Origin of the sequence: Pseudomaricurvus alkylphenolicus (assembly GCF_011683955.1) — a bacterium.
GTDB classification, from domain to species: Bacteria; Pseudomonadota; Gammaproteobacteria; order Pseudomonadales; family Cellvibrionaceae; genus Pseudomaricurvus; species Pseudomaricurvus alkylphenolicus.
The window spans coordinates 143094-162801 of the sequence record NZ_JAAQPI010000007.1; the positions used below are offsets into that span (position 1 = coordinate 143094).

At 50.7% G+C, this 19708-nt stretch carries 15 protein-coding genes; 3 read left to right on the top strand and 12 right to left on the bottom strand.

Going from position 1 to position 19708, the window contains the following annotated elements:
- Positions 1 to 6: 6 nt before the first annotated feature.
- From HBA55_RS18415 to HBA55_RS18425, 3 genes are read right to left on the bottom strand one after another with little or no spacing between them, the layout of a single operon-like run.
- Entirely contained in the window at positions 7 to 510 is a 504-nt protein-coding gene (locus HBA55_RS18415) for a hypothetical protein (protein ID WP_166994458.1), read from the bottom strand.
- Between the two features lie 26 nt (positions 511 to 536).
- On the bottom strand, positions 537 to 1658 hold the full coding sequence (locus HBA55_RS18420; RefSeq protein WP_166994460.1) for an NHL repeat-containing protein: 1122 nt from the start codon (positions 1656 to 1658) through the stop codon (positions 537 to 539).
- A 29-nt stretch (positions 1659 to 1687) separates the two neighbouring features.
- Positions 1688 to 2098 carry a c-type cytochrome gene (locus tag HBA55_RS18425; RefSeq protein WP_166994462.1) on the bottom strand — a complete coding sequence of 137 codons (411 nt, stop codon included), beginning with the start codon at positions 2096 to 2098 and terminating at the stop codon, positions 1688 to 1690.
- 218 nt (positions 2099 to 2316) lie between these two features.
- Here HBA55_RS18425 and HBA55_RS18430 point away from each other — a divergent pair, with 218 nt between their 5' ends.
- Both HBA55_RS18430 and HBA55_RS18435 read left to right on the top strand, forming a co-directional pair.
- Positions 2317 to 4059, top strand: coding sequence for a carboxypeptidase regulatory-like domain-containing protein (locus tag HBA55_RS18430; protein ID WP_277345648.1), 1743 nt, complete (start codon positions 2317 to 2319; stop codon positions 4057 to 4059).
- On the top strand, positions 4059 to 5717 hold the full coding sequence (locus tag HBA55_RS18435; RefSeq protein ID WP_166994466.1) for a class I adenylate-forming enzyme family protein: 1659 nt from the start codon (positions 4059 to 4061) through the stop codon (positions 5715 to 5717). Before HBA55_RS18430 ends, HBA55_RS18435 begins: the two co-directional genes overlap by 1 nt.
- 36 nt (positions 5718 to 5753) lie before the next feature.
- Here HBA55_RS18435 and HBA55_RS18440 read toward each other — a convergent pair whose 3' ends face one another.
- The gene (locus tag HBA55_RS18440) at positions 5754 to 6593 is read right to left on the bottom strand and encodes a DMT family transporter (protein ID WP_166994468.1); all 840 of its coding nucleotides are present in this window, start codon (positions 6591 to 6593) and stop codon (positions 5754 to 5756) included.
- Between the two features lie 44 nt (positions 6594 to 6637).
- Positions 6638 to 6994 carry a RidA family protein gene (locus tag HBA55_RS18445; protein WP_166994470.1) on the bottom strand — a complete coding sequence of 119 codons (357 nt, stop codon included), beginning with the start codon at positions 6992 to 6994 and terminating at the stop codon, positions 6638 to 6640.
- A gap of 182 nt (positions 6995 to 7176) precedes the next feature.
- Between HBA55_RS18445 and HBA55_RS18450 the strand changes: the two genes are divergently transcribed.
- Positions 7177 to 8397, top strand: a complete 1221-nt coding sequence (locus tag HBA55_RS18450) for a TMEM143 family protein (RefSeq protein WP_240946165.1) — start codon at positions 7177 to 7179, stop codon at positions 8395 to 8397.
- 826 nt (positions 8398 to 9223) lie between these two features.
- Here HBA55_RS18450 and HBA55_RS18455 read toward each other — a convergent pair.
- The 7 genes from HBA55_RS18455 to HBA55_RS18485 form a co-directional block, all read right to left on the bottom strand.
- A complete protein-coding gene (locus HBA55_RS18455; protein WP_166994472.1) occupies positions 9224 to 10462 on the bottom strand; it encodes a metal-dependent hydrolase family protein in 1239 nt (412 codons plus the stop codon).
- Between the two features lie 30 nt (positions 10463 to 10492).
- The gene (locus HBA55_RS18460; RefSeq protein WP_166994475.1) at positions 10493 to 11377 is read right to left on the bottom strand and encodes an alpha/beta hydrolase; all 885 of its coding nucleotides are present in this window, start codon (positions 11375 to 11377) and stop codon (positions 10493 to 10495) included.
- A gap of 57 nt (positions 11378 to 11434) precedes the next feature.
- The gene (locus tag HBA55_RS18465; RefSeq protein WP_166994477.1) at positions 11435 to 13387 is read right to left on the bottom strand and encodes a S9 family peptidase; all 1953 of its coding nucleotides are present in this window, start codon (positions 13385 to 13387) and stop codon (positions 11435 to 11437) included.
- The gene (locus HBA55_RS38045) at positions 13387 to 15462 is read right to left on the bottom strand and encodes a prolyl oligopeptidase family serine peptidase (protein WP_166994479.1); all 2076 of its coding nucleotides are present in this window, start codon (positions 15460 to 15462) and stop codon (positions 13387 to 13389) included. The genes HBA55_RS18465 and HBA55_RS38045 overlap by 1 nt, the downstream gene beginning before the upstream one ends.
- 78 nt (positions 15463 to 15540) lie before the next feature.
- Positions 15541 to 16710, bottom strand: coding sequence for a thiolase C-terminal domain-containing protein (locus HBA55_RS18475; RefSeq protein ID WP_206019867.1), 1170 nt, complete (start codon positions 16708 to 16710; stop codon positions 15541 to 15543).
- 27 nt (positions 16711 to 16737) lie between these two features.
- Positions 16738 to 18342, bottom strand: a complete 1605-nt coding sequence (locus tag HBA55_RS18480) for an acyl-CoA synthetase (protein ID WP_166994481.1) — start codon at positions 18340 to 18342, stop codon at positions 16738 to 16740.
- Positions 18343 to 18362: 20 nt separating this feature from the next.
- A complete protein-coding gene (locus HBA55_RS18485; RefSeq protein WP_166994483.1) occupies positions 18363 to 19697 on the bottom strand; it encodes an aminotransferase family protein in 1335 nt (444 codons plus the stop codon).
- Positions 19698 to 19708: the final 11 nt, after the last annotated feature.

The following is a 19708-nucleotide window of genomic DNA, read 5'->3' on the forward strand; positions in this document are numbered from 1 at the left end:
CCATTGTCAGGTTAGAATACCCAGCCCGGTGATATGATCCAAATAAATGACGGAGTCTCGTATATCAAAAAGGAATGACACTAAAAAGGTAAAAGTGACCGCACCGCTCCATACCCCATAGATATTGCGCTCTGTCATGAATGGACGCTTTATCAGGAGCACAATCAGTGCTGGTGTCCAGAAGATCAGATGCATGAGAGAGCTGTAGCCCACTAAAGCCTCCAGCTCCAATGTTTGGGCAATCCATGACCCCAACAATTGATCGGCCAATACCCCACCCACCACCCAGCGAGAGACGCCCCTTGTAAAGACAAAGCAGAGGCTCCACAAGATGACCACTTTCATGAAAATTAGCCAGCCCTTAAGTAAAGGTGGAACGCCGGCACGAGCACTGTCGTCCCAGACTCGAAGTGCGTGGTTGACGCTTTCTGGCTCGGCGGCAAACGCACTGCAGCCCAACATCAGCCCGATTACCGTCAATAGACTTTTGGTGAAGTGGTGGTTGTTCAAAGCTGTATAACTCCTGTCAAAACAGATTATTTAGAAACACGAAATTTCTGTACACGACTGTTTTTGTCCACTTCCGCCGTATAGAGATTTCCCTTTGAATCGCTGGCCATATGGTGCAATGCATGTAGCTGCCCCAACTCGTGTCCCTTGATACCGAAACCACCAAGGACCTCCAGAGACTGCCTGTCGAGGAACCAGACTTTGCCGTTCCCATAGTCGGGAGCAAGAATATGTTTTTGCCCCACATCCGGTGAGAAAACAATTCGGGCTACGCTTTTGGGCTTGGGCCCAGTGCGGTTGACAAACCCCTGCTTGACGTAGTCCCCATTCGTTGTAAATACCTGTATGCGACGATTATCCCGGTCGGCCACGTAAACGAGTCCATCCCGGGAAACCGCGATACCATGCACGGTACCCCACGCATCCGGCCCGGGGCCTTCCGTCGTCAGAACTTCCTCCACCGGGACTTCGTCGGGCAATGGCGCACCGGGCGCCCATACGTCTTTTGGCGCTTTGCCAAAGGCTCCCCACTGGCGTTTGAATGCACCGGTATCCGCATCCAACACCCAAATACGTCGGTTGACGTATCCGTCCGCGACAAAGGCTTCGTTAGTATCCGGATGAACAAAGACATCGGCCGGCATTCTCGGGTTTTTGGTGTCGGCATTACCACCACTCTCCTCTTTTCCTCCTTTTTGGAAAAGCAGTTTTCCGTTCGTAGTGAATTTCATTACCGTGCCGCCCTTACCATCAATGCCGGTAACCCAGACATTGCGTTTATGGTCAACATGAATGCCATGCTCGATGCGAGGCCAGATATAAGCATCATCCGGCCCACCCCAGCCCTGAACAAAGTTTCCGTTTTCATCAAACTCCATCACCGCCGGCGCAGCGCGAGAGCGCTGCTCGTCCGAAACCATCCACGGTCGAGACAGAATCCAAACGTGATCAAGGGCGTCAACGGCCACAGAGGAAGGACGCCCCATGACCCACCCATTCGGCAACTCGGGAGGGAAAGATTTGTCCAGGACGTAGGAAGGTAGTGCCGTAGAATCTGTCTGGTCGACAGCGGTTTGATTGCACGCGGTGATGCCAATCATTAGGGTTAATGCTGCGACAACAAGGCTTACCGCTTTGGGAAAGGTCATATCCGAAACTCCTTAGTGGATCAGGACTCTTAGAGGGTTTTGATGTAGGCGATCAAAGCCGCATATTCTTCATCGCTAAAACTATTGCGAAAACTGGGCATAAGGGTGGGATATCCGTTCATGATGGACGCTTTGACCGCTTCCGCTGAGCGCGAACGGGGCGGTTCAAACAGGCCCGTCAGATTTGAGGCCGCACTGGGCAGCCTTAACGGGCTCTTCAACTTAAATAGCCTTGGGTCGTGACACAGCCGACAGTTTTGATTGTAGAGTGCCATGCCCCTTAGTTCCTCTTCACTTTCCGGGGCTTTGAAGGGCTTGGCCTTGACCAGTTGACTTGGATCCAATTTTTTGGGTGCCAAAGGTTTGGCTGCGTATGCCCCTGTTGACATCAACCCCATCACTATTAAAAGACATATCAACTTCTTCTGTTGAATTCTCATCGTTTCTCCACCGTCGAATCGTTACACTATGACGTATAAAGATACCGGAAGAGCATCGAGAAGAATGTAAATTGCATGACTTTCTTCAAGGATTTTGAGCGGTAGGATTGTGTCCTGCTTTGATAAATCAAAGAACGAAATGAGGAAAGGTTATGTCTAGAATATCTCACGCAGTCGCCCCTCTATTGTTGAGTGCCGGACTGTCTGGTGTCGTCACTATGGCGTCAGCGTCGCCGGACGCTTTGAAAGGGAGCATTACCGGCACAATTAAGTCTGCCACTGGAGACGTCATGGAGGGCGTTGCGGTTACAGCAAAAGCAGAGTCTTCCTCCTTCAGGACTTCTGTCTTCACAGATGCCAATGGCCACTATTACTTCCCCGAACTTAACAGCGGCAACTACAAGGTCTGGGCGCAAGCCGTCGGATACAAAAAAGTAACGACACAGTTCAACTATTCGAGGGGACAAGCGTCGGAAAACAACTTTACATTAAAGAGCACCGATAATTTCTCCATGCAGTTGACCGGTGCGGAGTGGGTGGAGAGCCTTCCGGACAACACCGAGGAAGATGCTCGCAGAAAACATATTGTGCATAACACCTGCACCACTTGCCACACTGGGAACTACTTGCTCTCTAAGCGGCTTGACGAAGAGGGATGGAATATCATAATTGACTCCATGGTCAATCTTATGACCCACCCAGGTGCAAATAACCGTGCATTGATGCAGGCTTATAAAGCGGATATTTCCAATTACCTGGGTCTGGTGAGAGGTGACAATGACCTTATGAATTATACCCGATTCCCTCGAACGACTGGGGAAGCAAATGACATTGTAGTTACCGAGTATGACATCCCCAAGGGAGATGATCCCGGCTTTGTTCAAGTACCCGATGGAAGTGATTGGTCTCTTGGGGCACCCGGTCGAGGAGGTGAGAGTTTGCATGATGTTGTTCCAGGCGGCGACGGGTTTGCCTACTTCTCGGACAATGTTTACCCCGACCGAACTGTCGGTCGATTGAACCCCGAAACCGGTGAGGTAACGAATTTTGCCTTGCCTTATAAAAATGGACTTTCAAGTAGAACGCATGCTGTTATCAATGACCCTAGGGGCGGTATATGGGCAAATAACTATTCTGACGGGACGATAATCAAACTCGATACAGAGACCGAAGAGTTTGTAACCTACCCCAAACCTGAAGGCCTCCCTGCCGGAGGACACATCGAAATTGACTCAAAGGGTAATGTATTCACCATGTCGGTCAAGGGAGGGATTGTTAAATTAAATCCTGAAACGGGAAAGTATACAGATTATGTAGCTCCTACATTGGGAGGTAAACCCTATGGAGTAGCAGTTGACTCACTGGATAATTTGTGGATGTTTAATTTAGGCAACGACCGCTTAATGGTTGTCGATGGAAAAACCGGTGAAATTGACGAAGTCAGGCTACCTCCGCTTGAAGGGGTCAGCAAGAAGGATATAGACATAGGCAAACAGGCCAACCCCAATGGAGCCGACGGAAATGCCGCTCCGCTTTACATTCGAGGGCCTCGCAGAGGCGGCGGCGATCCGAAGGGTGACTACATTTGGATAGCTCTTTACTGGTCAGGAGAGTTGGCACGAGTGGACATTCGTACCCACGAGGTAAAAATCTACCCCGTTCCGGCGCGCTACTCGCACCCCTATGACGTACAGGTCGACAGAAACCAAATGGTGTGGGTATGCCAACACAACGGCGACCGCCTGACCAAGTTTGACCCGTTCACTGAAGAGTTTACTGAATACCCTCTACCATCAGTAGGGTCAGAATGCAGGCATCTCAGCGTTGACGACTCCACCGAAATACCCACCATCTGGATAGCTTACTCGGGAACCGCAAAAGTAGCCAGAGTGCAGTTTCGAACCGACACGTCCGGTTCCAATACGCCCACAAAGTCACTCAAGACAGTGAGCCAGAAATAATGACGCTTTCATCCGAACTTCCGCATCTGAAATTGTACGAACAGCTGGGCATAGCGATACCACCATTTGACGATCGGACACTGGGCCAACAAATAGCCGACCACGCCAGGGAACGGGGAAGCGCAATAGCGCTTTCTTTCGCGGGCACTAACATCAACTATTCGGAGTATGAACGCTACGCAAACCAACTGGCCAATGCCCTGGCAGCAAGAGGCCTCAAGAAAGGTGATGTGGTCGGCATTCATCTGCCAAATATTCCACAATACCCCATTGCTCTGGCCGCTATCAGCAAGTTGGGTTGTATTGGTTGCGGAATATCCCCTTTGCTCACGCCGTCAGAAATTGAGTTCCAAATTAAGGATGCGGAAATCCAGGTCATTCTGACGCTCAATGAATTTATGGCGGTATTCAACGGCATTGAGACATTGCCGGATTGCCTGAATACCCTGGTCGTGTGCTCCACAACCGATTTGGTTCTTGGTAAAGACATTGAAATTCCTGCGCTACGCGGCATAGACACCTGCGGCTACTTGGAGATCACCTGGGAGCAATCGAGTGAGTTTGCACAAGTACTGATGCATTGGAACGACACTTTTATGATTCAGTACACTGGCGGAACCACCGGACACCCCAAAGGTACACAGCTGTCTGTCCGCAGTTTGATGCATAACCCGGCACAAGTGGCTTCCGCCGCTCCCTGGGCCATTGGTGAAGAGGTTGTTGCTTCAGCCTTCCCTATGTTTCATGTTGCCGGACTGGCGATGGTGCTTTACAGCGCGAGAGCAGCGGCCCAGCTATTACTCATCCCGGACCCAAGGGATACCGCCTTTTTCTGTGCACAAATGAAAGCCGCAAATCCGACCGTGATCGCAGCGGTGCCCGCGTTATACGACATGCTGCTGCAAACACCCGGATTCCGTGATATAGACTTCAGCCGTCTGAGGGTTGCCCATACCGGCGCTGCCCCCCTGCCTGAACAGACACGAAAGGATCTGATTGATGCATTTGGCGAACACAAGCTCTCCGACCTGTTTGGCATGACGGAAAGCAGTCCCGCTTACGTAGTGCACCCACCCAAACGCTACAAGAACGGGGCTTTGGGAATCCCCGTTCCCGGTGCAGAAGTCCGTATTATTGATACCGAGCACAGCAAACGCCCGGTCCCTATTGGCGAATCCGGAGAGATCATAACCTGTGGCCCCCAGGTTATGAAGGGGTATCTCAATCTGCCCGTGGAAACACAAAATGTGTTGCAAGAAATCGACGGCAAAACCTGGCTTCGAACTGGCGACATCGGATATCTGGACGAAGAAGGGTACCTGTACCTGTGTGACCGTGCGAAAGACATGCTGATTGTGGGCGGCTACAAAGTGTTTTCAGTGGAAATTGAAGACAAACTGCAATCATTAGCCATGATTGAGTTGTCGGCTGTGGTCGGAAAAACAGCCCCTAAAAGGCCGGGCAATGAGATTGTTACCCTCTACGTGCAACGCAGTCGTAAATATAAATCCGCCGAGGAAGACACTCTCAAAAAGGAAATTCTGGACTACTGTAAGGTACATCTGGCGCCCTACAAGGTACCTAAAGAGGTGTACTTCATAGACCAGATTCCATTGACTGCTGTAGGAAAGATCGACAAGAAAGCGCTGCGAAAGTAAATATCAATCTTCAAAACAGGCCGGTACCGCCGGCCTCTAACGTCTATGCCTGGCCAAAATGACAACCAATATTCCACCAAGGATCATCATAGAAGACAGAACCAGGTGGTAAGAGATAACCTCGCCGGAGAATACCACACCGCCTGCCGCTGCAATGACCGGAACCAGTAATTGTACGACGGCCGCCTGAATTCCGCTAAGGCCTCCCAATGCGGTATACCAAATCGCATAACCGATTCCGGACGTTATCCCGCCAGACAGTACCGCCAGAAAAATCCCCTCAGGTGACAGGGAAACGTACGAAAAGGCAACCGCAAGCAGAATCAAGATACAAGGAAGTGTGCGTAGGAAATTATAGGTCGTATCACTCAACGGGTTCTTGGATTCCTTTCCCGACAGGGTATAAAAGGCCCAGGCAATACCGGCAATGGTCATAAGAATAAACCCGGTAAGCGACGGGGTCGTCAAGCCCGGTAAGACCAGATAGACAAACCCGGAGAACGCCAGAAATACGCCTAACCATTCCAAGTAATGTAATTTATTGCCCGTTAGCAGACCCACGAGGATCATAGCGGCCTGAACAGAACCAAACAGAATTAAGGCACCAGTCGCTGTATCCAGAGATATATAAGCGAATGAAAAGGTAACGGCATAGAGGAATAAATAGAAAGACGCCTTCCAGCTTCCTCTGCCGGCGCTAGCATCATTAGTCGATCCGATTTTCAGAATGATCGCCAAGACGACGATGCCGGACAACAGCCGGATTATCGTGAAACTCGCCGCGTCGATGGTATTTTCTCCCAGCGCCAGCCTACACAGCACCGAATTACCCGCAAAGGCAAATAGCGCGAGCGATGTCAGCATAAATGTTTTCATCTAAGCCTCGATTCCCAACAATACAACGCCATTACCACCAGACTTCAGAGACTTTGTGCAACGGCCGTAACGGTAACCTCAATAAGAACGTTACCTTCCAGAAATACCCCCAAACATGCCCTCTGCGGCCAATTCTCCGGGTTATCGCCAATCCACCTCTTCCACACGCCATCCATGATTGGCTTATCGTTCATATCAGCGATATAGACCTGAGCCGACAAAATCCGTGATTTATCTGAGCCTAGCTCAATAAGGTTATCCTGAATCGTGTCCAAGGTCATTTTTGTTTGGCCTTCTATATCCAAGGTAGTATCTGAACTGGTTGCCACCGTCCAGACCAGATCCTTGTAGGCGGAAGATTTGTTTCTTCCTTCATATATTCCGCGAGCTCTTCTGATCATCTGCCTTTCCGCCTGTGTTTATCGGAGCTATTCTCCAAAATTGTCCTTAAAAGAGTAAGAGTTTGGCTCCAGGACCGCAACTCAAAGTTCCTACCAGTCTCAGTAGCCAAACCTATCCCCTCTTGAGCGCATTCGCGCTATCATTACGGCCTGGCCAAGAACTGGATCCTCCTGAAGCATCTATGAGCAATCGCACCCATTTTATCCCCTTCCGAAAGCGCGACATCATCGAGATGTGCCTGCATAAATCGCCACTCGACGATGAACAACAGCGGCAATTTCGTGAATTGGCTCAACGCATTCAGGAACACTTCCATCGCGAATTCCACCAAACACTGGAAGACCTGAAAGACAGCTACGCGCCGCACAACCCCGATGCCGACACCCGTCGGCTCCCTTCAGCGCTGCAAGACGAGCAAACACAAGAGTTCTCCGTCTTATTGAGAGCGCTATTAAGGAAAGCCAACTTCGTACAACTGTCCGAACAGGACCTGCAGATGGCATTTGAGGAGTCATCGCTGTTCAACATCCAACTGAAGGTGGACTTCTCGCCCTTTGAAGAGGTGTTGTTATTTTGTCGGGGGGCTTCAGAGCGTGAGGAAACTCTGAGCAATTTATGGGGCTTGTACAAGAAAAAGGTCCACTTTACCAATTATGACCGCGTCGTCATTTTTATCCGTTTTAAAAACAACCTGGACAAATCTAGTCACGTTTCCTCAAATTATCGCCCCGGTGCGACACTGTTAAAGCTATTCCAGAATGTACCCAAGGCGGACCTGGAAATGCTCTTCCCGAATACGCGGATCGGCATGCGCTTGATCGATAAGCTGATGATCGGAGTTCCGGCTGCGATCAGCGGCGGTTTCGTCATTACGACCAAGCTTGGAACAACCTTGATTTTGATAGGCTCTTTGATAGGTTATTGGCTGGGCCTGCACCAGCAAAGTGTTGAGCTGGACAAGAGCACATTGATTGCGCTGGCGGCTGGGCTGGGCACACTCGGCGCCTATTTGTGGAAGCAGTTCTCCAGCTTCAAAAACCGGAAGCTGCGTTTTACACAAGCGTTGACTGAAAACCTCTATTTCAAGTCACTGGACAATAACGCAGGCGTCTTCCATCGCCTCATTGACGCAGCCGAGGAAGAGGAGTGTAAAGAAGCGATACTGGCCTACTATTTCCTTTCGATATCAGAAAATCCGCTTAGCCTGGCGCAGCTCGACAAGGTTATTGAAGATTGGTTTTCCCTAAAGTGGGAATGCAATTTGGACTTTGAGGTAGACGACGCTCTGCAAAAATTGGAGCGATTGGAGCTGGTGGAAAAATCAGGAGACCACTATTCTGCAAAGCCCCTGGGCGAAAATGGTTCAGATAGATTATTATTGGTTGATGATATAAACGGATAATTTTTTAGAAGTTCTTAGACGGGTAAAGTAGATTCACGTAATCGTCCCCCTTTGGCGGGTCAATGCATGGCTGAATTAGGCTATCTTCTTCACGGTCTCTGCAATCAAAATTGGTATTAGGAAATTCTTGACGGCCCCCGATATGGCAGCTCCATCCAGAATGGATATTATCCGGAAGAGCTTTCCTGTACGCGTATTACCAAGATCATCACACGTAACAGCAACGTCATTAAAAGCTGACTGTAATGAATAGGATGCCTCTCCAAAGCGGACAGTTCAAAACGGTAAATATGAAAAAGGGTAATACCGGTGTCTACCCATTCCTGTCTTTCGTTTATCCTAAAACTCCGTTCGTCCATTGGTTTACGAGGGACAACTGTATGCCAAAACGCAGTCTCTCCGAGAAAAGACAGGTAACAACCAGTAAGCAGTCATACACAACAACAAAAATTTTCGATCATTCGAGAGGATTCATGATCCACATGATCTATCACAGAAAGCCATCCTCACCTCAACTCATCCCCTTGAGCGGCGGCACAGTTCCATTGCGCCGAATCTTCTTTTGAGACTAAAAGATGGTGCTACACAAGCTTTAACGGGGTGAAATAGAAATTCACAATCCATTGCTATATATCGATCAAGTTACCTGAAGGAAAAATCTCCATTTCTACTGTGGCTTCAACACTAGGAATATGAATGTAAACGAATCTAAAATCAGCCAGGAGATCGAGTCTATCGACCTTATCTAACCCCGATTAGCGAAACTAGACTGACATTCAGACCCTTAACTGCATCACTAAGCTGAAAATTCTTGTACTAAAGCGAATTACCTAAGCTCATTGCGGATCAATCTGCCCTCTTTCATAATCAGTGGCATTTTTTCCGGCTTTTGGAATAGGGTTAAATCTGCAAGCGGATTGCCATCGAGAACGATCATGTCTGCAAAAGCACCAGCACTGATTTCACCAACTTCCCCTTTCATTTGCACGATTTCAGCATTGACAGAAGTCGCAGAGCGCAAAATATCGATGGCCGGCTGCACTTCCGAACGGTACTCAAATTCATTGCTCTGTAGCGGGTGATACTCAGGACCAAACAGATCGGTACCCATGCCCATTTTAGCACCAGCCCGGTGCATATTTTCAACGGAGGTGAGCACCTGATCCCACAGGGGTTTTATCTTTTCCAGGCTTTCAGGATACATGCCCAACTCCGGGCCATAGTCCAGAATCTGGCGCATCACACCCAAGGTGGGCACAGCGAACGTTTTTTCCGTAGCCGCCAGCATCTCGGCGGTATCTGGAAGTATTTCTGTGGCGTGATCAATGGAGCGTACGCCATTTTTGATGCTGCGTCTGGCACCTTCGTCGGTGTGACAGTGCACCACCACATACTTGCGGCGGGTTTCACACTCGTAAACCGCTGCCTGAATTTCTTCGTCGGTAAACTGCGGCATCCAGATGGGGTCTGTGGGTGATGCTACACCACCGGAGATAAACATCTTGATATGGTCGGCGCCTTTACGCAGTTCATTGCGCACCAGCTTGCGCACATCATCAACACCATCGACCACCTGGCAGATAGTGCCGGAATAGGCACAACCACAGGCCATCTCTTCCTCATCGTGACGACGCATATCCCCATGACCGCCGGTTTGCGAAAGCGCCTGGCCACCGTAAAGAAAACGCGGACCGTTGATCAACCCTGCTTCCGTTGCCAAACGCAGCCCCACATCACCGCCACCCGGATCCCTGACCGTAGTAAAGCCACGCTGCAAGGCACCTTCGAGTAGCTTGATCGAATGACTGACTTTCAGCGGCTTGGGCATGCTGTCGAGCTTGGCCATATTAAAGCTGATGGAATAGGCGTGAAAATGCAGGTCCAATAATCCCGGCATCAGAAACTTGCCGTTCAGATCGATCACCTCGGCACCGTCGATACTGACTGCTTTATCATTCACTTCGCGAATGCGATCACCTTCGATGACAACACAACCGCCATCGATCAACTCTTCATTAAAGCCGTCAAAGATCACGGCATTTTTCAATATTTTAGGTTGGCTCATTTCTTACCTTCTTTAAGGTTAACTCAGTTTTTAGAGACTCGCTTCTTCAGCGTTATCCATACGAGCATTCAGGCCTTCAGCAAAACCCAGGCCGGTGCCGTAGAGTTTTCTGATTCCGGTGGCAATCACATGGGGAATGACCGAGGCGTGGTCCTCGCCATCAAACACTTGAGTGCTAATATGGATACCCGGCAGATCTAAATCCCTCAAGCGATCAACCATTGGCAGGCCAATACCCGCACCGGCAAACGCAGGTTCTTCAAGCTCAGCACCCCCGACAGCGTGATACACCTTTTTAACCGCAACATCGGTTTTCGACTGTCGATTTTCGATAAAGGTCTTTTCTGCTGCATCAATGTCGTCCCACCATTCGGTACCAAAGGTACCAATGGCATAGCGTGAAAATACGGGACTATTTTCCAGGAGAGCGTAGACGGCAAAGGCTGCGGCGGCCGAATGACCGAACAGACCTATATCTTCCTGGTTTATGCTATACCGATCAGACAAGGCAGGTATCAGGCTCTTTTCGATAAAGGTTAAGAAGCTGTCAGCTCCCCCAAAGATATCATCAAAGCCCCAACCCAATTGGTCGATGGCCTCTTTATACATTTTAAGAATTGGCTGGATATTTGGGCCATTGTGGGGACAGCCTGGGGTTAGATAACGCAGTCGTTTGAGGCCGCGCATGGCATTACCCTCTTCCGGCGGAGTATCAACTCCGACCACGATCACTTCCTCGGCGCTGCCAGTACCGCTTTGCGCACGGAACGAATCAAAGGCAGTGGAGAAAGCTACGCCCCCATCCAAGACAATCATTACAGGGTACGTTTTGCCTTCCTGGCTAGCATATGAAGGGGGCAATCCGACAGTAATTTCAAAATTCATGTCACAGTTTTTATCAAAACCACTTTGCAACTGGAAACACTCAACGCCCGCTAACACTTTGTCGTAGACCTTCATTTTATATATCCCTTATTTCAGATAACGTGCAAACCAGTCCAACTGAGCTTCGTCCTGTTGGCGACGCAGCTTTGGATGGCCAACTTTAGTAGCCCCGTGAAAGCCCTTCATTCGCATAAACTCCACCTTACAACCAGCCTCTTTCATGACACGATAAAGCTGTTCAGCTTGCTCCATAGGGCAGCGTAAATCCTCTTCTCCTTGAATTAGCAAGGTGGGGGTTTTGATTTTGTGGCCGTGGGCAACCGGTGAGTATTTCCACAGGGTTTCGAAACCTTCAGTTGGCGTTGTATTGAAAATGGCCCCCACCAGATCCGGGCCGCCATCGGCAACCAGATACTGGGTAATCATGTTGTAGACCCCCTGTTCTGGTACGGATGCCACAAAACGATCCGTGTGACAGGTCAACCAGGCGCTCAAATGCCCACCTCCGGAAATCCCGCATACACCTAATCTTTCAGGATCCGCAACGCCTTTATGTTGGAGTAAGTCAAGTCCGGCCATAAAATCGTCAAACTCAGGCTCGCCCCAACAGTTTTGATTGCCGGTACCAAATTCATCTCCGTATCCCGTAGAGCCTCGGGGATTGATTATCGCAACGGCGTAACCTTGGCCGTACAAGCTATGGAATTCAGCGCTAAAGGTGTGACCCCAGGCCGCAAAAGGGCCGCCGTGAATGCAAAGTACCGTGGGCAGCGGCTCGTCAATCTGCGCCGGGCGCATGACCCAACCTTGCACAGAGGTACCGTCAGCACTCGGAAAACGCAATTCCTCAATTACAGGCAGGTCAAATCGCTCACTGAGTTCCGGGTTTAACATTGAAAGCTGTTTGATATTCTGCCCCTGCAGATCACTGATAAAGAGCTCTGGCGGCTGATTGAAATCGGTCTTGGCAAAAAGCAGCCCTTGCTGGTGTACATCCAGTAAGTAAACACAACAGCCGGGATCGATCAAAGGCTCCAACTTTTCTTCCCCATCGAGGGACAAGCGACAAATTAACGTGGCACCTTCCTTCTCCACGGTGATTAACGCCGAGTGAGGTGAAATATCCGCTCGGGGTGTACTGGTCGGCATAACCCCACTCGGGAAGTCCGTCACAATAACCGGACTTACCGGCAAATCGATCGACTCACTGCAGCATTGGACCTCGCCCCCGGCACCACTAATGGCGTACAGATTGAATTGACTACCCGCTACCTTGTCAGCCGGCATAGCGGCAAAGAATGCCTTGCTGCCATCCGCGTTCCATCTCACCGGCGGCACCCAGAAAACACTGGATATGGAAGTATCACGGAACAGCTCGGTAACTTCACCGTTAAGGTTAACGGAATAGGTAGTTGTTACCGCACGTGGATTGTTCTCAGAAAATTGAGCCGTAAAGAGTACACTCTGACTATCAGGTGACCAGCATGGATTGACGTTATTACTGTCATCAGAGGTCAGCTTTTGTATTTCTCCTCCTTCTGCGGGAAGCACACAAATGTCCTTCGCGACACGATCAAGAAAACCCATGCCATCAAACAGGTAATGCATTCGTGTCGTTCTCAGAGGTTCCATAGAGTCGTCTGGCATTTTCTCAGGGTCCACAGCAGAGAAAGCCAGATAACGGCCATCCGGCGACCATACCGGCGCGCCGCCCACCCCGTACTTCAAGTCCGTCATCGCTCGGTTGGTAGCGGTTTCCAGATCAAACACAAAAACCTGAGTGGCCTTATCTGCTTTGCCCATATAAGTCAGCTTTTTTCCATCGGGGGACCAAGCGATACCTACGACCATAGGAAGGTCGGCAATCAAGATCCTTTCTTCCTGACTGTCTCTGTTGACAAGGCGAATCGAATAAAGATCGCTGTCATTCTCCGTCATCGCTACCACGTAGACCACGAGCCTGCCACAGGGAGAGAACTTAGCATCCTGCAGGCGATTCAAGCGATAGAGATCATCCAATTCTAAGCGACTATTCCCCATTACTTAATCTCCAGTTGAGTGTTTTTCATTACGAATGCCAGGTATTCGGCGATTTGCTGCTTGGCCAGGCTTTCATCGTCAGAGAAATCGTGACCTGTATTGTCGTAAAAACGGGCAATTGCTGGCTTGTCAGACGCGACCGAAGAACCCGCCGCTTGCAGTTTTGCCACGATACGACGGCCGTTACTGGGCATACACAGGGGATCTTGCAAACCCAACATCAAAAATATGGCGGGGTATTGAATGCCGTCCTTAACGTTCTGGTATGGCGAATAGCTGGCAATAATTTCCGCAAATTCAGCTTCGTTGGCATCTCCGTACAGTGCCGGTACAAAAGCCGCAAATGCACCCACATCCAGTCCAAATGGGAAGGGTTCCAGCGCGTCCAATACCGGGAATCGAGGAACCACGGCCGCCCATAGATCGGGCCGCTGAGTCATGGCGGCACTGGAAGTCATGCCGCCGTTACTTTCGCCCGACAGGGCCAATTGTTGTGGTGTGGTAATGCCGGTCTTAATAGCGTGTTCGGCCATCACGTATAGATCTTCAAAGCAGCGTTGCTTATTTTCTCTGTTGCCCTGCGCGGCCCAAAGATTTCCGTATTCACCGCCGCCTCTGAGAACGGGGTGAATATAAACACCGCCGGCCTCAATAAAGGGCTGGTACTGCCACAAAAAAGTAGGCAACCAAGCAATATTTCCACCACCATAGACATGGGTTAATGCCGGAGCGGGCGATCCCGAATGGGCTGATTTTTTGCGCACCACAAAGTAAGGAATGTCCACATCATCGTCCGCTTTTGCAAAAAGCTGTTCGATCGAAATATCTGACAAGCACCGTGGTTCAGGGCCGACAACAGTTGTTGTTTGTGTCGATTCATCATAATGATAAGACGCTGACGACCTATCAAAGGTTTCTTGCTGAAAGATAAATTCGTCATTCAGATAAATGTGACGCCAGACAGACGATACAATCGATGACGCAAAAGGTGCTGAAGGCACACGGGCCATTCGCTCTCCATCGCGAGAATAGAGTTGATAAACCTGAGAGGCATCCTCCAACAGACAGACAAACAGACGATTCTTACAAACCGTTACCGCTCGCAAGACATTGGTGGATTCAGCCACAAGCTCTCGCCAGCTCGACGGGTCTGTACTGGTTGCTGCGGGGATCTCAACAATCCTGCCTCGCTCTGTCCCTTCAAAGCTTAGCGCAATAAAGTGATCATCGTCCGCCCACTCGCCGTAACAAACATCCAGATAACTGTCTGGCAGGAACGGGCGCTTATCTCCACTATGTGTATCAAATATCCAATAAGGTTTTCGAGGGGCAGGTGTAAAACTGGATACCAGCAAGTAGCGACCACTTGGTGAAAGTTGTCCCAACTTATTGAGGTTCGCATCCAGCTCCTTGGTTGTTAAAGAAAAAGGAAGCGCATTGGCTGTCACGCCAGGATTATCAGCATTGATAGCGCGAGGTTCAAAAGCGTGCAGTCCTTCTGCGGTACGAGTTGGCTGGTAAAAACCACTGGAATCGGAAAACCATATGGGCAGCTCAAACATAAAGTCTGCTGAATAACTGCTATCCAACAATTGACCGGTTTCCACATCGAGAAAATACCAGGTGCCATTGCGACCGCTACCATCGTCAACGGCAAAGCCCAAGATGGCGCCATTCGGTGAAGGTTCAAAAATAGCAATACGCGGTGCCACTGCCACGGACAACATCGCACAGAGCAATGTCGGATCCAGCAGGACCCGCCCCTGCCCTTGTTTCTTCTCAGAAATATAGAGCGTATCGCCTTCGTTAGTCTTTTCGAGTGAGAACCATTTGCCACCCCGACAGCGAACCGGCGCAAACACCCTGCTCGATTTGCCACCTGTAGCGTCCAAATTTTGGTGGACAAATTCAAACTCCGGACCGCGGTTAAGAACAGTACCAGCAAAGTCGTGTTGAGTTTGTTGCCACGCAAGTGTCTCTTCGGATTCTTGCTGTAGCCAAGCATAGTCATCGCTCCATTCAACTCCGCCGATGGATTTTTGACTCGCTTCTTTTCTGCTTTCAGGGTATATCACCGTTTATTCTCCTCCCATCACCGGCACTATGCGCGGCTAAGACAATTCGAAAAATGGAGCACCAGGTGCTCCACACCTTTAAATTCCATACAGGGTAACTACCGCACCCGCAACAAGGCCAATATTGTGCTGCAACGCCACACGGGCACCAGGCACCTGGCGCTGACCTGCATCGCCACGAAGTTGCCATACCAGCTCTGCACACTGAGCCAAACCGGTGGCGCCAATCGGGTGCCCTTTTGACATGAGCCCCCCCGATGGATTTACCACCCATTTTCCGCCATAGGTGTTATTACCATCCTCTACTAACTGGGTGGCACCACCATCGTCGCAGAGGCCCAGGTTTTCATAGCTGAGCACCTCATTCGGAGTAAAGCAATCGTGCAGTTCAATCACATCCACATCCTCCGGTCCAAGCCCGGTTTGCTCATAAGTCTGTTTCGCTGCACGGCGCACCATTTCTTTTCCGGTGGCATTCATGGCATCGCTCCAAGACTGTTCGGTATCGGTGGCCATAGTTTGCGCCAAGATGCTGACTCCCTTGCTGATGCCGTGTTTCCTGGCAAAGGCTTCGCTGACAATGATTGCAGCGGCAGCACCACAGGTAGGTGGGCACGCCATAAAGCGTGTCATATAGTCGCCATAGATCTTTGGCGCGCTCATCACTTCATCCAACGTCAGCGGTGAACGAAACACAGCATTGGGATTGGCCATGGCATGGGTACGGGATTTCACCGCCACCTTGCCAAACAACTCCGGTGAAGCATCAAAGGTTTCCATATACTGTTGACCGGCTGCACCAAACCAGCGAGGTGCAAAATATGAATTCGGGTAACCCCATTCGTCCATTTTGTGGGAAATACGGTCACCCACGAATTCACGGTCAGTCCAGGGGCTACTCAACGCCCCCGGTTGCATTTCTTCAAAACCAAAGGCCATTACGCATTGCTGCTGTCCAGACTCTACCGCCTGGCGCGCCAGATAAAGCGCAGTGGACCCGGAGCAACAGGCATTATTCACGTTAAACACCGGGATCCCGGTCTGAAACGCTTCATACATGGCGTGTTGCCCGCTGCCGGTATCTCCGTAGATATAACCGGCATAGGCTTGTTGTATTAACTTTGGATCTATGCCCGCATCTTTGACAGCCGCCTTGATGGCATCGGCCCCCATCACCCGATACGGCTGGTGCTGCCCGGGTTTAACGAACTTGTTCATGCCGACACCGGCGACGATTGCGCTAGTCATAATCTGGTCCTGCCTATGCCTTTGTGGTTAGATCGTGCGATCAGCACTCTGCCAAAATCGCTCGCGAATGCTTTTCTTCAGTACTTTACCCACCGGACTGCGAGGCAGGGTTTCCCACACCTCCACCGACTTGGGTGCTTTGACACTGCCCAACTTATCCTTACACAAACGCACAATTTCATCGCTATCAACGGTCTGTCCAGGTACCGGCTCCACCACAGCTTTGACTGCTTCGCCCCACTTTTCATCGGGCACGCCAATCACCGCACAATCCTGTACCGCAGGATGAGACCAGATAACTTGCTCCACCTCGGCGGGGTAAACGTTAAATCCGCCGGAGATAATCATGTCTTTTTTTCGGTCGACGATGTAAACGAAACCCTCTTCGTCGATATAGCCAATATCTCCGGTATGATGCCAACCGTGCTCGCTGGCTTCAGCGGTAGCTTCGGGGTTATCAAAATACCCCTCCATCACCAAGCCGCCACGTACTACCAATTCGCCTCTTTCCCCCTGAGCCAGAATGTTGCCTTGATCATCCATAACCTCCAGACGAGTAAAAGGGGTCACTTGACCGCAGGATTTAAGTCGCTGATGATTGCCGTCCTCCAGAGCGCGCTCATGATCCTGCGGGGAAAGGTAAGTACAGATCATAGGCGCTTCGGCCTGACCAAAGGTTTGCGCCATTACCGGGCCAAAAATGTCCAATGCCTGCTTCAGTTTTTCTGAAGACATGGGCGCAGCCGCATAAAGAAAATACTCCAGGCTACTGTAATCATAGTCTCTGGCCTTGGGGTGAGCCAACATCATGTAGATGACGGTTGGTGGCAGAAACAGGTGGGTCACCTTATGATGTTCAATCATCCGCATCACTTCTTGCGGATCAGCCTCCTCCATCACAACGGTAGTAGCCCCCTGACACAGTAACGGGAAACAGGTCATGCCGGCACCGTGGGTCATGGGCGCCACCAGCAAATGTACAGGCGGTTTGTCGGTAGGCGAGTTTCTCGGCACAGTCGAAAGATAGGTGGCCACCATAGTTTCCATGGATCTGTTGGTATGGATAATACCTTTAGGTTTTCCGGTGGTGCCGCCGGAAGCAATCAGAAATACCACCTCACCGGGGTCATCTGGACGGGACGGAAATTGCGTTTTCTCACTGTCGCCATTGTTCACAGACAACCAACTAGCAAACTCAGCCTGGACAAAGCGCTGGAACTGGTCTGATCCGGATTGTTCGATCTGATCAAGACAAACGACCTGCCTTAGCTGCGGCAGCTGCTCCGCCATCTGCGGCAGAGTATCGGTGAATTTTCTGTGGTAAAACAGAAAACTCGTGCTGGTTTGCTCAAGAAAATGAAGATTCTCATCCAATGCATTGCGGGCATTGATCGGCACCCAAACGGCTCCGTAACGGAAGATACCAAACATGGCCACAAACGCCATGGCATGGTTAGGACTGTACACCGCCACCCTGTCTCCGGGTTTTATGCCACTGGCCTGCAGCGCAAACGCGACCTGGTGGGTCAGCGCTTCCGCCTCCGTAAATGTCCAACGCTGCTTCCCCTGTACCAGACAATCGCGCTGCGGAAACAATCGGGCTCCGCGGTCCAAATAATCCACCAACCTCATTCGATCAAACTCCCGCTCAATTACATATGCCGTTGTTTAAAGATTAGCAGTGACTGTTCCAGTTTGTTCACCAGCTCGTCGACCTGCTCGGCATTGATAATTAACGGTGGTGTAACCATCAGCCATTCACCATAACGCCCACCACAGAGGCGGCGCGAGAGCAGCATCAGACCGTTGTCCATGCAGATCTTTTTGATGATATTGAGCGCGTTGGATTCTTCAGAAAATACCGCTTTGCTCTCCCGATCACTGACGATCTCGATCGCCAGGGCCAGGCCCCGACCGCGAACATCACCTACCAGACCAGTACTCTCCTTTAGACATTCCAGCCGCTTGCGCAGCTGAGTCCCCATGGCCTCAGCGTTGCCAAGGAGATTCTGGTCCCGCATCTCATCAAGCACTGCCACACCAATGGCGCAGCTCATGGGGTTACCCGCGTAGGTATGACCATGGAAGAAGCCCCCCATTTCACGCACCGGCTGCACCAGATCGTGATTGGTTAATATGCCACCCAGTGGCGCATAGCCACCACTTAAGCCCTTGGCCAAGGCAACTATGTCCGGGCGACAGTCAGGCCACTGCTGGGCGGCGAGGAAGGTGCCCGAGCGGCCGGAACCGGACAGAATTTCATCAAAAATCAGCAGCAAACCGTACTTGTCGCAGATCTGGCGAACACCGCTGTAGTAGAGATCCGGTGCAATCAGACAACCGGAGGAGGTGCCGCCAATGGGCTCCATAATAAAAGCCAGCACCGAATCTGCTCCCTCGGCAATAATGGTCTGTTCCAGCTCCACCAGACAGCGTTTGGCATTTTCTTCTGGCGAAAGACCATCGGGCGCCCGGTAAGTCAGCGGCGCACTCACCTTGGGCATCTGTACAAACATTTTTTCGAAAGGGCCGCCAAAGTCGGGATCGCCGGTAATGCCCAACAAACCCATAGTCGCACCGTGATAGGAGGGTGTTCGACTGATCACCTTCCATCGGGAGGTTTCGCCGCGGGCATAGGCTGCCTGTTTGGCAAATTTAACCGCCGTCTCTACCGCCTCAGAGCCTCCGGAGACGTAAAAGCAGGCGTCATAGCCCCAGTCGACAATGCCACATAGCCTTTCGGAGAGAGCCACACTGGCGTCGTTGTCCCAGACACGGCCGTAGGCGTGTACAACCTTGTCGAACTGGGCCAGCATGGCCTCACGAACCCGTGCATTACCGTGGCCAATATTGGCGGTGACAGCGCCGGAGGAACCATCCAGATACTGGCGACCCTGCTTGTCCCAAAGGTAGACGCCTTCCCCATGGGAAACATGGGGAAAGTCATTGACCTGGGCTGGAGAAACAAATTGTAGAATTCTATCCATACTGATACACC

Excerpts from the sequence above, each read along its gene's own strand:
- HBA55_RS18420 (WP_166994460.1), bottom strand. The coding sequence starts at position 1,658 with ATGACCTTTCCCAAAGCGGTAAGCCTTGTTGTCGCAGCATTAACCCTA.
- HBA55_RS18425 (WP_166994462.1), bottom strand. The coding sequence starts at position 2,098 with ATGAGAATTCAACAGAAGAAGTTGATATGTCTTTTAATAGTGATGGGG.
- HBA55_RS18430 (WP_277345648.1), top strand. The coding sequence starts at position 2,317 with ATGGCGTCAGCGTCGCCGGACGCTTTGAAAGGGAGCATTACCGGCACA.
- HBA55_RS18435 (WP_166994466.1), top strand. The coding sequence starts at position 4,059 with ATGACGCTTTCATCCGAACTTCCGCATCTGAAATTGTACGAACAGCTG.
- HBA55_RS18440 (WP_166994468.1), bottom strand. The coding sequence starts at position 6,593 with ATGAAAACATTTATGCTGACATCGCTCGCGCTATTTGCCTTTGCGGGT.
- HBA55_RS18445 (WP_166994470.1), bottom strand. The coding sequence starts at position 6,994 with ATGATCAGAAGAGCTCGCGGAATATATGAAGGAAGAAACAAATCTTCC.
- HBA55_RS18450 (WP_240946165.1), top strand. The coding sequence starts at position 7,177 with ATGAGCAATCGCACCCATTTTATCCCCTTCCGAAAGCGCGACATCATC.
- HBA55_RS18455 (WP_166994472.1), bottom strand. The coding sequence starts at position 10,462 with ATGAGCCAACCTAAAATATTGAAAAATGCCGTGATCTTTGACGGCTTT.
- HBA55_RS18465 (WP_166994477.1), bottom strand. The coding sequence starts at position 13,387 with ATGGGGAATAGTCGCTTAGAATTGGATGATCTCTATCGCTTGAATCGC.
- HBA55_RS18475 (WP_206019867.1), bottom strand. The coding sequence starts at position 16,710 with ATGACTAGCGCAATCGTCGCCGGTGTCGGCATGAACAAGTTCGTTAAA.
- HBA55_RS18480 (WP_166994481.1), bottom strand. The coding sequence starts at position 18,342 with ATGAGGTTGGTGGATTATTTGGACCGCGGAGCCCGATTGTTTCCGCAG.
- HBA55_RS18485 (WP_166994483.1), bottom strand. The coding sequence starts at position 19,697 with ATGGATAGAATTCTACAATTTGTTTCTCCAGCCCAGGTCAATGACTTT.